General features: G+C 69.9%; 11 protein-coding genes. 7 read left to right on the top strand and 4 right to left on the bottom strand.

Features of this window, described 5'->3' with window-relative positions:
• Positions 1-18 precede the first annotated feature (18 nt).
• The gene (mshA, locus tag ACIA8E_RS31215) at positions 19-1,371 is read right to left on the bottom strand and encodes a D-inositol-3-phosphate glycosyltransferase (protein ID WP_399303041.1); all 1,353 of its coding nucleotides are present in this window, start codon (positions 1,369-1,371) and stop codon (positions 19-21) included.
• Positions 1,372-1,553: 182 nt separating this feature from the next.
• Between mshA and ACIA8E_RS31210 the strand changes: the two genes are divergently transcribed.
• From ACIA8E_RS31210 to ACIA8E_RS31200, 3 genes are all read left to right on the top strand, one after another.
• Positions 1,554-2,330, top strand: a complete 777-nt coding sequence (locus ACIA8E_RS31210) for a class I SAM-dependent methyltransferase (RefSeq protein WP_399303039.1) — start codon at positions 1,554-1,556, stop codon at positions 2,328-2,330.
• Between the two features lie 216 nt (positions 2,331-2,546).
• Positions 2,547-3,614: a C40 family peptidase gene (locus ACIA8E_RS31205; RefSeq protein ID WP_399303037.1), complete on the top strand. Its 1,068-nt coding sequence runs from the start codon at positions 2,547-2,549 to the stop codon at positions 3,612-3,614.
• A gap of 314 nt (positions 3,615-3,928) precedes the next feature.
• The gene (locus ACIA8E_RS31200; RefSeq protein ID WP_399303035.1) at positions 3,929-5,278 is read left to right on the top strand and encodes a PP2C family protein-serine/threonine phosphatase; all 1,350 of its coding nucleotides are present in this window, start codon (positions 3,929-3,931) and stop codon (positions 5,276-5,278) included.
• On the opposite strand, the gene ACIA8E_RS31195 is transcribed toward ACIA8E_RS31200, so the two are convergent.
• The 3 genes from ACIA8E_RS31195 to ACIA8E_RS31185 form a co-directional block, all read right to left on the bottom strand.
• Positions 5,260-5,595, bottom strand: a complete 336-nt coding sequence (locus tag ACIA8E_RS31195) for a DUF2516 family protein (protein WP_030929444.1) — start codon at positions 5,593-5,595, stop codon at positions 5,260-5,262. The two genes, ACIA8E_RS31200 and ACIA8E_RS31195, sit on opposite strands and share 19 nt — an antisense overlap.
• A gap of 113 nt (positions 5,596-5,708) precedes the next feature.
• The gene (locus ACIA8E_RS31190; RefSeq protein ID WP_399303033.1) at positions 5,709-6,323 is read right to left on the bottom strand and encodes a hypothetical protein; all 615 of its coding nucleotides are present in this window, start codon (positions 6,321-6,323) and stop codon (positions 5,709-5,711) included.
• 27 nt (positions 6,324-6,350) lie between these two features.
• The gene (locus ACIA8E_RS31185) at positions 6,351-6,791 is read right to left on the bottom strand and encodes a helix-turn-helix domain-containing protein (protein WP_030977785.1); all 441 of its coding nucleotides are present in this window, start codon (positions 6,789-6,791) and stop codon (positions 6,351-6,353) included.
• Between the two features lie 244 nt (positions 6,792-7,035).
• Here ACIA8E_RS31185 and ACIA8E_RS31180 point away from each other — a divergent pair, with 244 nt between their 5' ends.
• From ACIA8E_RS31180 to ACIA8E_RS31165, 4 genes are all read left to right on the top strand, one after another.
• The gene (locus tag ACIA8E_RS31180; RefSeq protein WP_399303031.1) at positions 7,036-8,202 is read left to right on the top strand and encodes a hypothetical protein; all 1,167 of its coding nucleotides are present in this window, start codon (positions 7,036-7,038) and stop codon (positions 8,200-8,202) included.
• Between the two features lie 132 nt (positions 8,203-8,334).
• Positions 8,335-9,414, top strand: coding sequence for a protein phosphatase 2C domain-containing protein (locus ACIA8E_RS31175; protein WP_399303029.1), 1,080 nt, complete (start codon positions 8,335-8,337; stop codon positions 9,412-9,414).
• A gap of 750 nt (positions 9,415-10,164) precedes the next feature.
• Complete coding sequence (locus ACIA8E_RS31170; protein WP_399303027.1) at positions 10,165-10,521, top strand: VOC family protein; 357 nt, start codon at positions 10,165-10,167, stop codon at positions 10,519-10,521.
• Between the two features lie 358 nt (positions 10,522-10,879).
• Positions 10,880-13,267 (top strand): ATP-binding cassette domain-containing protein, encoded by a 2,388-nt coding sequence (locus ACIA8E_RS31165; protein WP_399303025.1) that lies wholly within the window; start codon positions 10,880-10,882, stop codon positions 13,265-13,267.
• The last annotated feature ends 4 nt before the right edge of the window (positions 13,268-13,271 follow it).

The raw sequence follows: 13,271 nt of genomic DNA, 5'->3' as shown, positions 1-13,271 counted from the left end.
CATGGGCTCGCGCGTGCGTCAGCCGTGGTGCAGGCGTACGCGACGGCGGTGCTCGTGCAGCGCGGCCGTGTAGACGTCGGCGGTCGCGGACGCCGCCGTGTCCCAGCCGAAGCCCTGCGCATGCGCGGCGGCCGCCGCACCCATCCTGGCGACGAGCTCCGGCGACTCGGCGAACCGGGCCAGCTGCTGCGCGTACGCCTGCGGGTCGTGCCCGGGGATCAGGAAGCCGCTCACGCCGTCCCGTACCGCCACCGGCAGTCCGCCGACGGCCGCCGCGACGACCGGGGTGCCTGCCGCCTGCGCCTCGATGGCGACCAGGCCGAACGATTCGCTGTACGAGGGCATGACCAGCACGGACGCCGCCCGGAACCAGTCGGCGAGCTGGTCCTGCCCGACCGGCGGGTGGAACCGTACGACATCCGCGATCCCGAGCCGCGCCGCCAGCTTCTGCAGACCCTCCGGCTTGGCGAGCCCGCTGCCGCTGGGGCCGCCGACCACCGGTACGACCATCCGGGACCGCAGCGAGGGATCGCGGTCCAGCAGCACGGCCACCGCGCGCAGCAGTACATCAGGGGCCTTCAGCGGCTGGATACGGCCGGCGAAGACCGGGATGAAGGCGTCCTGGGGCAGTCCGAGGCGGGCCCGGGCGGCGGCCCGCCCGTCGGCCGGGCGGAAGCGTTCCAGGTTGACCCCGGGGTGGACGACGGCGACGGCCGCCGGATCGGCCTCGTAGAACCGGACGAGCTCGTCCGCCTCCTCCGCGGTGTTCGCGATCAGCCGGTCGGCGGCGCTGACGATCTGGGTCTCGCCGATGACCCGGGCGGCCGGCTCGGGGGTGTCGCCCTCGGCGAGCGCCGCGTTCTTCACCTTCGCCATGGTGTGCATGGCATGCACGAGGGGAACGCCCCAGCGCTGCGCGGCGAGCCAGCCGACATGGCCGGAGAGCCAGTAGTGGGAGTGCACCAGGTCGTAGTAGCCCGGGCGCTGGCCGGCCCAGGCCTGCATCACCCCGTGGGTGAAGGCGCAGAGCTGGGCGGGCAGGTCCTCCTTGGCCAGACCTTCGTACGGCCCCGCGTCGACGTGCCGCACCAGGACGCCGGGCGCCAGCTCGACCGCCGGGGGCAGGGCGCCGGTGGTGGCCCGGGTGAATATCTCCACCTCGATGTTGATCGCGGCCAGCCGTCTGGCCAGCTCCACGATGTAGACGTTCATGCCGCCCGCGTCGCCCGTGCCCGGCTGGTGCAACGGGGAGGTGTGCACGGAGAGCATCGCGATGCGCCGCGGTTTGCGGTGACTGCCGGGGAAGGCGCCGGGGAACCTCAGGCGTGGCGCCATGCGGTTGCTGCCGAGCCGAGAGACGTACTGGCTCACGTCGTCCGGTCCTCCTCGCTCGGGGCATGACACTGAAGGGGCATGGGCCCCCTCGGAGACCTAAAACAGCGGAACGCGCCCTTTCATTTCCGCTTCCGTCTCCGTTTTGCCAAATCATTACGATCAGCTACGGCGCGTCACCGCGGCCCGCCCGGGTCCGCGGGATCGTTAGGCTCGCTGTCATGCGCCCCATCGGCACCGCGACCCGCGGGACCACCAACCCGAACCGGCTCCGCCGCATGGACCGCTGGATCGCCGCCACGCACGGCCCCGCCCTGCGACGCTCCGACGCCCCCGTCGCGGTCGACCTCGGATACGGCGCTGCCCCCTGGACCGCCGTCGAGCTGCTGCAACGCTTGCGCACCGCCGAGCCGCGCACGGCGGTCGTCGGCATCGAGATCGACCCGGAGCGGGTCGCGGCGGCGAAGCCGTACGAGCGCGAGGGCCTCACCTTCGTCCACGGCGGCTTCGAGATCCCGCTGACCGGCCGCCCCACCCTCATCCGGGCGGCGAACGTGCTGCGCCAGTATGACGAGGGTGAGGTCGCCGCGGTCTGGCGGCGGCTGTGCGCCCGGCTCGCCCCCGACGGGCTTCTGGTGGAGGGCACCTGCGACGAGATCGGACGCCGCCATGTGTGGGTGGCGCTCGGCCCGGAAGGCCCGCGCACGGTCACGTTCGCAACCCGCCTCGGCTCCCTCGACCGCCCCTCCGACCTCGCGGAACGCCTCCCCAAAGCGCTGATCCACCGCAATGTGCCGGGTGAACCGGTCCACGCGTTCCTGCGCGACTTCGACCGGGCGTGGGCCGCGGCGGCTCCGTACGCCTCACTGGGTGCGCGGCAGCGCTGGATCACCGCGGTGCGCACGCTGTCGGGGGACTGGCCGCTGACGGACGGGGTACGACGGTGGCGGCAAGGTGAAGTCACGGTGGAATGGACGGCGTTGCGGCCCGAGCGGTAGCCGAACAGGCGCGGGGCGGTGGCCCGACGGACGCCGAGCGGCGGACCAACAGGCACTGAACAGGTGCGGTTCGGGGCGCAACCGGGAACACGGACGCGACGCCGTTCGTCCGGGATGAAGGGGAATGCCTCTGTTGCTTTTCGGTACGGCATGGCACGATCGCGACGCCACGAAAAGTTACTGACGGTAAATCAGATCCGCTCGGAGGGGGAGCTTGTGAACCGACGTCACTGTGCCGCTGCCGCGATCACTCTGGTCTGCGCTCTGGCCGTACTGACCGTGCCGACCCAGGCCTTCGCCACACCACCCCCCTCCCCCTCCTCCCCCACCTCACCGGCAGGTCCGCAGAAGAAGAGCCTCGAAGAGGTGCGCGAGGAGATCGACGCCCTCTACCGCAAGGCCGGGGCGGCCACCGACGCGTACAACCTCGCCGAGGAGCAGGCGAAGAAGCAGTCCGGCGAGATCGTCAAACTGGCGCAGGCGATCGTCGCGGGACAGGCGAAGATCGCCGACCTCAAGAGCCGGGCGGGCGCCCAGGCCCGCGAGCAGTACCGCACCGGCGGGCTGCCACCGGGCGCGCAGATGATGCTCAGCGACGACCCGCGGATGTTCATGGACGGTGTGAACAGGGTCTGGCAGGGCCAGCAGGCCGCCAAGGGGGTCCTCGGCGAACTGACCAGGACCCAGGAGGACTTGGAGACGTACACCGAGGACGCGAGCAGCAACTGGAAGAAGCTCGAGGCCAATCGCCTCAAACAGGCCAAGGCCAAGAAGCGGATCAACGGGCAGATCGCAGCGGCGAAGAAGCTGGAATCGCAGCTGGAGAAGGAGGAGCGGGCGCGCCTCCTCGAGCTGGAGCAGGAGGCGGAGTACAAGGCGCAGACCGCCTGGCTCGGCTCCGGCGCCCTCAAGGACATCAACCGCGAGGCGAGCGCGCGCGGAAAGAAGGCGGTGGCCTTCGCGACGGCCCAGATCGGCAAGCCGTACGTCTGGGGGGCCGAGGGCCCCGGATCGTACGACTGCTCGGGCCTGACGTCCCAGGCGTGGGCCGCGGCGGGACGGCCGATCCCGCGCACCTCGCAGGAGCAGTGGCGGCAGCTGCCGCACATCGCCGTCAAGGACATGCGCCCCGGCGACCTGATCATTTACCACGGTGACGCCAGCCATGTGGGGATGTACATCGGCGACGGCGCCATCGTGCACGCACCGCGCCCGGGGCGGAACGTGACGCTCGCGGGGGCGGGCTCGATGGAGATCCTCGGGGTGGTTCGCCCGGACCGGTGACGGGGCCACGCCGGTACGGATACGGGCCGCCCCCCGCGAGTGACCCGGACCACGCGCTCGCTCCGCCGCGCCGTGAGGCACGCCACCCGCGCCCACACCGCAGGGGTGATGTTCGTCATGACCCTCGGACAGCCCAAGGGTGCGCATTTCCCGCCGGATCCGTGACGGGACGCGGCTTATGGCTCCGCATATGCCAGGGGTCGGATGACATTCGCCATTCCGTTCGCATGTCCAGTACCGCTATGGTCCCGGTCTGGTGGGTCGTCGATCGTCGTTCCGCCGCGCCCTCGGGGGGAGGGAAGGAAACCGAACCTATGCCCGTACCCGTACCGCAGCAGCGCGTCGCTCCCGCCGCGGAGGCCACCCACGTCGCCCACCTCACCCTCCTGGTGATCGAGGACGACCCGGCCGGCACCCTCACCGTCCCCGAGCTCCCTGCCGCGGCCGGCACCCGGGTCCGCATCCGGACCGCCCGCAATCTGACCGAGGCCGGTCGGCTCCTCACGGACGACGTCGACTGCATCCTGCTGGACCTGGCCCTGCCGCCCAGCAGCGAGACACGCGCCGACGGGGGTGCCGAGGGGCCCGCCGAGCTCGCCACCCTCAAGCACGTGCTGCGGATCGCACCGCGCCACGCCGTCCTCGCCCTCACCGCGGAGGACGACACCGAGCTGGCCGCCGAGGCGGTACGCGTCGGCGCCCAGGACTACCTCTTCCGCGGCGAGCTCGACGGGCGGCTGCTCACGCGCGCCATCCGTTACGCCGTCGAACGCAAACGCGCCGATGTCGCGCAGCACCAGCTCACCGAGTCGAAACTGCGCGCCCAGGAGAACGCCCGCCTGGAACGCGGGCTGCTGCCCACCCCGCTGCTGCAGGGCTCCGATCTGCGGTTCGCCGCCCGCTACCGCCCCGGCCGCAGCCGTGCGCTGCTCGGCGGGGACTTCTACGACACGGTCCGTACTCCCGACGGCACCGTCCACGCGATGATCGGTGACGTCTGCGGCCACGGCCCGGACGAGGCGGCTCTCGGCGTCGAACTGCGCATAGCGTGGCGGGCGTTGACGCTGGCAGGACTCTGCGGCGACGAACTGCTCTCCACGCTCCAGCAGGTTCTGGAGCACGAACGGGAGAGCGAGGAGATCTTCGCGACGCTCTGCACCGTCGACATCACCCCCGACGGCCGGCGCGCCGGGCTCTGCCTGGCGGGCCACCCCGCCCCGCTGATCACTCGCCACGAACGGGCGGCGCAGCTGCTCCCGTACGAGGACGGCGGCCCGGCGCTGGGCCTGCTGCCGCACGCCCGCTGGCCGCGCCGCCAGGTCGAACTCGGCGGGTCGTGGAGCCTGATGATGTACACGGACGGGCTGATCGAGGGCCGCGTCGGGCCGACCGGAACACAGCGGCTCGGCCAGGAAGGCATGGTCGCGATGATCAACCGCCAGCTGGCGGAGGGGCTCAGCGGCGAGGCGCTGCTGGAGGCGGCCGTCGCCGAGGTGCGCGAGCTGAACGGCGGCGAACTCACCGACGACGTCGCGGTCCTGCTGCTCGACCGCGACCGGAGCACCGACCGGAGCCGCAATGGTGATCGGGGCCGGAGCGCGTCCCTTCCGCGCCCCCGCCCCGGATCGGCGTCACCCGTGAGTGCTCAGCGCCCGCCGTTGTAGGGCCCGTAGGGGCCGTCGCTGCTGGAGCCACCGCGCCGGCCGCCGCCACCGGAGACCGCCTTCAGCGCGGGCCGTACGTCGACCATGAAGACGATCGACGCGACCGCGCCCGCAAGCTGCAGGAACAGCATCGGCACGAAGAGGTTCACGGCAACGGTGATGCCGAGAATGATCAGCCAGAAGGACTTCTTCTGCTTGTCCGCGGCGCGGTATGCATCCTCGCGTGCCGTCGCGGCCAGGAACAGCGCGACCACGGCCAGGACGAGCATGATCAGGTAGAGCAGCCAGACAAGTGTGCTGAACCCCGTGAGCAACATGGTGTGCACCGCCTAATGAATGGATGAGCGCCTCGCCGCCAAGGTACCGGGACAACGAGCCGGCCACCCCGAAAGGTGCCCGACCCGCGCCCCGGTACACATCGGCCGCGGCGCTACTTGGCGGTCGGCGGCGTGGTCTTCTTCGCCACAGGCTTGCGCGCGGGCGTCGGCGCCTTCTTGGCGGGCGTGCCGGCGGTCCGGGTCTCCGCCTTGGCAGCGCTCTTCGGCTCGCTCTTCGCGGCAGGCGCCGGTTTCGGCTTCGGCTCGGACTCCCGCCGCGGCTCGACCACGACGGCGATCTCGACAAGATCCTCGGCGGTCTCGCCACGCCACGTCTTCACGGTCTGCTCGCCGCGCTCGGCGACCTTCTCGTACGTCTCCCGGGCCCGGACCGCGTACTCCGCGGCCACACCCAGGCTCCGCAGCGCCAGGTCCTGAGCGGACTCGCCGAGCTTCTTCAGATCGGTGTCGAGCGAGCCGAGCACCTCGGTGACCTTGGCCTGCACGGTGGCCTGCGCCTCCTTGGCCTGCGTGGTCACCTTCTCCTGCACGGCCCGCGGGTCGGCGTTGCGCACGGCCTCGAACCGCTCGGGCGCCTCGGCCCGCAGCTGCTCGATCAGTGCCGGGACCTTCCGCGCCTGCTCGACGGCGAGGTCGGCCGTACCGGCGGCGAAGTAGAGAGGGGTCGGGTCGGTGAGGGTCTTACGCAGGTCATCGGTGATGGCCATGACTGTGGTCCTCCCGGATCATCAGACTCAGTTTGAGGGTGGTGAAGGCTTTGAAGCTGTATCGGCATCTGTGCCGTCGGCGCTGAGGCCGGATTCGTCATCGGTGTCGCCGGAGCCGGATTCGAACCCGTTCTCCTTGCGGAAGGAGTCGTAGATCTGCAGCAGCACGTTCTTCTGCCGCTCGTTTATGGACGGATCGGCAAGGATGACCGCCCGGGTCTCCAGCTCCTCCCGCTCCCGCTCGTCCAGAATCCCGGCCCGCACATAGAGGGTCTCCGCGGAGATCCGCAGGGCCTTGGCGACCTGCTGCAGCACCTCGGCGCTCGGCTTGCGCAGCCCGCGTTCGATCTGGCTGAGATACGGATTGGACACCCCGGCGGCATCGGCGAGCTGCCGCAGCGACAGCTGAGCAGTGCGACGCTGCTCGCGCAGGTACTCGCCGAGATTGCCGACGTTGAGTGATGCCATGCCTCGATAGTGCGCCATCACCGCTAACTATTGCAAGCACGTGCTTGCAATAGTGTTCCGCATCACGGTACGTGACCGAGTGAGCCCGAGCGTCGTATGTGCAGGTGTCCTGTCTCTGCGATGTGTAGGCAGTCCCGCTCTTCTGTAGGCATGTACGGCTGGGTCCCGGCCGTGAATCTGGAGTCCGGGCTGTTGTCGGCGGACACGCGGGTCCGGCTCGGCGTGGTGCGGGAAGGGGGCGGGGATGCCGTCGCAGCCGCGGCTGTTGCGAGCGGGTGACCTGGTCCGGTTCGACGGACGCCTGCACACGGTTGCCGCCCTGGAAGGGACCGCTGTCCGGCTGGTCGACGAGACACAGTCGGCGAGCGTGGTGATGCTGGCCCACCTGCTGTCCTCCAGCGGCTTCGAGGTGGTCACACCGGCCTCGGTGCGGACGGTGGTCCCGGCGGCTGGGGTGCTGGAAGGGTTTCCGGCCAAAGCAGTGGAGCGGGCCAAGTGGTGGCAGCGGCACTTGGTGGAGATGCTCACGGGCCGTCCGCTGGACGCTCCACAGGGGCCGGCGCGGGCCGAGTACGACCCGGCGGTGAGGTCGCTCCGGCAGCGGGAGCTGGCCAAGGCCGCCGAACTGGCCGCGGCCGGGCACAGTACGTCGCTGGCGCTGATCCAGAGGATGCGGCGCCGCTTCGAGAACGAAGGAGTGCTGGGCCTGGTCGACCCGCGGCTGCGGGCCGCCCCGGACGGCACGGGCCGCGCCGACCGGCGGGTGGTCGAGGCCCTGCGCAAGGTCGTGGACGAGCAGACGGGCCGGTCCACAGTCTCTGCGCAGGTGCTGCGGCGCCGGATGGAACGCCTGTTGGAGGCCGAGCACGGGCCCGGAGTGGTGCCGCCGCCGTCGCGCACGGTGTTCTACCGGCTGCTGAAGGCGGTCAGCTCCGGGCGGCACACGCTGGGCTCGGCACGCACCCGCCGCTCGCTGGCCAGCCTGGACGCCACCGGCAAGCTCTGGAGCGGTCTGGCCCATCGCCACTACCGGCTCAACCGCCGGGTCGAACTCCTCCACGACCTGGTCCGAGTCAAGGGACCGACGGTCGAACCGGACAAGACGGCCCCCTGGCGGATCGCAGCTGGATATCCCGAACACATCACATTGATCAGCTTGTTCGCATCCGTCCACTGGAGACAGTCCATCCTCAGCGAAGATCTCCTCGCCGCCACACATGCCCTCGCCGAATTCCACCGCCGCTTCCCGTTGCAGACGCCCCTGCGGGGCACCAGCCGCACGTGGCTCAGCACCACCATCGAGGCCACAGCCAGGCAGATCGAAGGCCTCCTGAACCCTTCAAGAGGCGCAAACCGCGTCCACGGCCCGGTGAGGCATCGATGCCCACCGACGGTCGGCGTCCTTGACTGATCGCTCAGCCGACGAGCGAGTGGGAGACCATCTGACCGAGCCGGAGCAGGACTCTGGTTGACCTTCACCTTGGGGGAAGCCACAGCATCGGTGAGGCCGGGCGACATGCTCGGCATGAGGAGGAGAGCGGGCATGGGGTTGCTGACTATCGGGACGTTCGCGAAGGCATCCCGGCTGTCACCGAAGGCGCTGCGTCTCTACGACGAGCTCGGTCTGCTAACTCCCGCTCGCGTCGACCCGGTGACCGGCTACCGTCTCTACGCCCCGGAACAGCTGGAGCAAGCCCGGCTGGTCGCCTGGCTCCGGCGCCTGGGGATGCCCCTGGCCCGCATCCAGCACGTCTGCACGCTGGAGGCAGGCCCGGCAGCCCGGGAGGTCCGCGCGTTCTGGGCCCAGGTCGAGGCCGACACCGCCGCGCGGCGAGACCTCGCTTCCTTCCTCATCGGCCATCTGTCCTGGAAGGACCCCGCTATGTCTCCGACTGCTAAGCCCCTGGGAATCCGTTACGCCGCTCTTTCCGACACGGGCCTTGTCCGTGAGAGCAACCAGGACACCGCCTACGCAGGGTCCCGCCTGCTCGCAGTCGCCGACGGCTTCGGCAGCGGAGGAGCCCCCGCAAGTGCCGCCGCCGTCGACGCGCTCAAGCGCCTCGAAACCGACAGCATCCCGGCAGGCGATCTCCTCAACCTCCTCGAGGACGCCATCGAACAGGCCAAACAGGCCGTCAACGGCGTCGCCGGACCCGCCTCATCGCCCGAAGAGGCCGGCACCACACTCACCGCGATGCTCTGGACCGGCTCACAGCTGGCCCTCGTCCACATCGGCGACTCCCGCGTCTACCTCCTGCGCGACGGAGAGCTGTTCCAGATCACCCACGATCACACCATGGTGCAGTCGATGGTCGACGAAGGACGCCTCACCCCGGAGGAAGCCGCCTCCCACCCCCAGCGGTCCCTGTTGCTACGAGCCCTGGGCCAAGGAGCCGATGGCACCCCCGACATGCGTCTGCACGACGCCCAGCGGAAAGACCGCTACCTGCTCTGCTCCGACGGCCTGTCGACCGTCGTGCCGACCGAAGAGATCCACCGGGTGCTCTCCGAGATCAGTGAACCCGAGCAGGCGGTCTGCGAACTCATCGCCCTCGCCAACGGCTCCGGCGGCCCCGACAACGTCAGCTGCGTGGTCGCCGACGTCATGGAGCTCCAGCAGTAGGAGCGAGCGGCATGCACTTCGAGTTGCACCAGATCCGCTCTCACGAACTCATCCGCAAGGCGGACGAATACCGACTCGCCCAACAAGTCAGGAAGGCCAAATCGGTCCGCCGATCCATGCCAGCCAGCACATGGCGACCGACTCCACGACGCCTGCTGGCTTGGCTCCGCGGGTGAACCATCACGCTGCCTACGGTTGAGCGGGACACCGACCGCCGAGCTGTCCCACTCAACCATAGGCACCGCAGGTCAGAACCTCGCCCTGCCCACAGTTATCTGGGACAGGACACGTCGTATGTGCAGGACGCCTGTTCTGTCCCGCCTCATGCGACGCGCTCAGCCGACGGCAGCGCCGAAAGCCGGCCGCTCCGCGCAGTCCGGCGGCGCTCACGCCCGCGTAAGCCCGGACCTCGCCCGCGAATCGCAGGAGGCCGACGACGACGTGTGCGGTGTACTGCGCGGGCCCCTCGGCACTGCTCAGGCTCACCGACGCTGGGCAGGACAGTTCCGCGCGACGGCGGGCATCCCGTCGTGCGTCGCGAAACAGGTGCCCGGACCGATCAGGATTCGAGAAGCGCGGACCCCCGAGCCGCAGTTAGCGTGACCGCGCGGAGGTGGTTCCGGTGGTTCTCCTTCTCTTGCGGGCCGGGCCCGGTCAAGACGAACGGCCAACGGAGAAATCACCGTCCGAGGCGATCGGGCTGCCGATTGCCGGACAACCCCGACCGGACCCACGACTTCAGGAGTGACCATGACCGGCTCTTCCACCCAGGGAATCAAGACCGTGCTGCATCCCGTTTCCGACCTGGCGACGGCGAAGAAGGTGTACGCCGCCCTGCTCGGCGTACCGCCGCAGGCCGACGAGTCCTACTACGTCGGCTTCGAGGCCGCGGGCCAGCACATCGGGCTGGTGCCGGGCGGTGGACCGCAGGGCATGACCTCACCGGTGGCCTACTGGCACGTGCCGGACATCGAGGCGAAGCTGGCCGAGGTGACCGCCGCGGGTGCCACCGTGAAGGAGCCCGCTCACGATGTCGGTGGCGGTCGCTTGGTGGCCACCGTCACCGACCCCGACGGCAACGTCCTCGGGCTGCTTCAGGACCGATGAGCGCCGACTGAGTGCCGCGGCCCCCGCCCCCTGGCCCACCCGCGAGGTGTCCTGGATCGGGGGTGATGTCGAGGTCCTCGGGATCGACGGCCTGAGGCAGGAGCGGGGTGGCCAGTTCACCGCGCGCACCGGCCTCGACCCGTGTGCGTTCGGCCACCCTGTACCTCTCGTTCCGCATCGCCCCGCACGCCGCCGGCCGGTCCGACATGTCGGTGGGCGGGACGCTTCGCCGGGAACCGGAGGTTCCACGGGCCGAAGCAAAAGAGAATCGGACGTACTGCTCGAATTTTGGTTGGATCGAGCCAGGCGACACCGACGGAGACCGCGAAGGCGGGCCCACCCGACAGATGGAGACACCATGAGCCCGGCCAAGAGGAACACGCAGTCGCCTGCGCTGCACGCCGCCGACAGCCACGATCTGCTCCGCGTGCACGGCGCGCGCGTGAACAATCTCAAGGACGTCAGCATCGAGATCCCCAAGCGCCGCCTGACGGTGTTCACCGGCGTCTCCGGCTCGGGCAAGAGCTCGCTGGTGTTCAGCACGATCGCCGCGGAGTCGCAGCGGATGATCAACGAGACCTACAGCGCCTTCGTGCAGGGCTTCATGCCGACGCTGGCGCGGCCGGAGGTCGACGTACTCGAAGGGCTGACGACCGCGATCATCGTCGACCAGCAGCGGATGGGGGCCGATCCTCGCTCCACCGTCGGTACCGCCACCGACGCCAACGCGATGCTGCGCATCCTCTTCAGCCGGCTCGGCAAGCCGCACATCGGGCCGCCCAGCGCGTACTCCTTCAACACCGCCTCGGTCCGGGCGAGCGGTGCGATCACCGTCGAGCGCGGTGCCAAGAAGACGGTGAAGGCGACGTTCAACCGCACCGGCGGCATGTGTACGCGCTGCGAGGGCCGGGGCACGGTCTCCGACATCGATCTCACCCAGCTCTACGACGACTCCAAGTCGCTCGCCGAGGGTGCGTTCACCATCCCCGGCTGGAAGTCGGACAGCCAGTGGACCGTGGGGCTCTACGCCCAGTCGGGCTTCCTCGACCCGCAGAAGCCGATCCGCAGGTTCACCAAGAAGGAAATGCAGGACTTCCTCTACGGCGAGCCGACCAAGGTGAAGGTCAACGGTGTCAACCTCACCTACGAAGGGCTGATCCCCAAGATCCAGAAGTCGTTCCTGTCCAAGGACAAGGAAGCGATGCAGCCGCACATCCGTGCCTTCGTGGAGCGTGCGGTCACCTTCACGACCTGCCCCGAGTGCGACGGAACCCGGCTCAGCGAGGGGGCCCGGTCGTCGAAGATCAAGCGGATCAGCATCGCCGACGCCTGCGCGATGGAGATCCGCGACCTGGCCGAATGGATCCGCGGCCTCGACGAGCCGTCGGTGGCGCCGCTGCTCACCGCACTGCAGCACACCCTGGACTCGTTCGTGGAGATCGGCCTCGGCTACCTCGCGCTCGACCGGCCGTCGGGCACGCTGTCGGGCGGCGAGGCGCAGCGCGTCAAGATGATCCGCCACCTCGGCTCCTCGCTCACCGACGTCACGTACGTCTTCGACGAGCCCACCATCGGCCTGCACCCCCACGACATCCAGCGCATGAACGACCTGCTGCTGCGACTGCGGGACAAAGGCAACACGGTGCTGGTCGTGGAGCACAAGCCCGAGGCCATCGCGATCGCCGACCACGTCGTCGACCTCGGCCCCGGCGCCGGTACGGCGGGCGGCGCCGTCTGCTTCGAGGGCACCATCGAGGGGCTGCGGGCCAGCGGTACCGTCACCGGCCGCCACCTCGACGACCGGGCCGCCCTCAGGGAGACGGTGCGCAAGTCCACCGGCACGCTGGAGATCCGCGACGCCACCCGCCACAACCTGCAGGGCGTCGACGTCGACATCCCGCTCGGGGTGCTGTGCGTCGTCACCGGCGTCGCCGGCTCCGGTAAGAGCTCACTGATCCATGGCTCCGTCCCCGCCTCCGCGGGCGTGGTGTCGGTCGACCAGGCGCCGATCCGCGGCTCGCGACGGAGCAACCCGGCGACGTACACCGGACTGCTCGACCCGATCCGCAAGGCGTTCGCGAAGGTCAACGGCGTGAAGCCGGCCCTGTTCAGCGCCAACTCCGAGGGCGCCTGCCCCAACTGCAACGGCGCCGGCGTCATCTACACCGACCTGGCGATGATGGCCGGCGTGGAGACCACCTGCGAGGACTGCGAGGGGAAGCGGTTCCAGGCTTCGGTCCTCGAGTACACCCTCGGCGGCCGCGACATCAGCGAGGTGCTCGCGATGTCGGTGACGGAAGCCGAGGAGTTCTTCGGCGCCGGCGAGGCGCACACGCCGGCCGCGCACAGAATCCTCGACCGGCTCGCCGACGTCGGGCTCGGCTACCTCAGCCTCGGCCAGCCGCTCACCACGCTGTCCGGCGGCGAGCGGCAGCGGCTCAAGCTGGCCACCCACATGGCCGACAAGGGCGGCGTCTACATCCTCGACGAGCCGACCACCGGCCTCCACCTCGCCGACGTCGAGCAGTTGCTCGGCCTGCTCGACCGGCTCGTCGACTCCGGCAAGTCGGTCATCGTCATCGAGCACCACCAGGCGGTGATGGCGCATGCCGACTGGATCATCGACCTCGGCCCCGGCGCCGGCCACGACGGCGGCAAGATCGTTTTCGAGGGCACACCGGCCGCCCTCGTCGCCGACCGCTCCACCCTCACCGGTGAACACCTCGCGGACTACGTCGGCGCCTGACCGA

This window comes from Streptomyces sp. NPDC051664 (assembly GCF_044453545.1).
Classification (GTDB): domain Bacteria; phylum Actinomycetota; class Actinomycetes; order Streptomycetales; family Streptomycetaceae; genus Streptomyces.
This window is presented reverse-complemented; position numbering and strand designations above follow the sequence as displayed.

What these genes read in the sequence shown, in the direction of transcription:
- ACIA8E_RS31165 (WP_399303025.1), top strand. Translation starts at nt 10,880, where the DNA reads ATGAGCCCGGCCAAGAGGAACACGCAGTCGCCTGCGCTGCACGCCGCC.
- ACIA8E_RS31195 (WP_030929444.1), bottom strand. Translation starts at nt 5,595, where the DNA reads ATGTTGCTCACGGGGTTCAGCACACTTGTCTGGCTGCTCTACCTGATC.
- ACIA8E_RS31200 (WP_399303035.1), top strand. Translation starts at nt 3,929, where the DNA reads ATGCCCGTACCCGTACCGCAGCAGCGCGTCGCTCCCGCCGCGGAGGCC.
- ACIA8E_RS31185 (WP_030977785.1), bottom strand. Translation starts at nt 6,791, where the DNA reads ATGGCATCACTCAACGTCGGCAATCTCGGCGAGTACCTGCGCGAGCAG.
- ACIA8E_RS31180 (WP_399303031.1), top strand. Translation starts at nt 7,036, where the DNA reads ATGCCGTCGCAGCCGCGGCTGTTGCGAGCGGGTGACCTGGTCCGGTTC.
- ACIA8E_RS31175 (WP_399303029.1), top strand. Translation starts at nt 8,335, where the DNA reads ATGGGGTTGCTGACTATCGGGACGTTCGCGAAGGCATCCCGGCTGTCA.
- ACIA8E_RS31210 (WP_399303039.1), top strand. Translation starts at nt 1,554, where the DNA reads ATGCGCCCCATCGGCACCGCGACCCGCGGGACCACCAACCCGAACCGG.
- ACIA8E_RS31190 (WP_399303033.1), bottom strand. Translation starts at nt 6,323, where the DNA reads ATGGCCATCACCGATGACCTGCGTAAGACCCTCACCGACCCGACCCCT.
- ACIA8E_RS31170 (WP_399303027.1), top strand. Translation starts at nt 10,165, where the DNA reads ATGACCGGCTCTTCCACCCAGGGAATCAAGACCGTGCTGCATCCCGTT.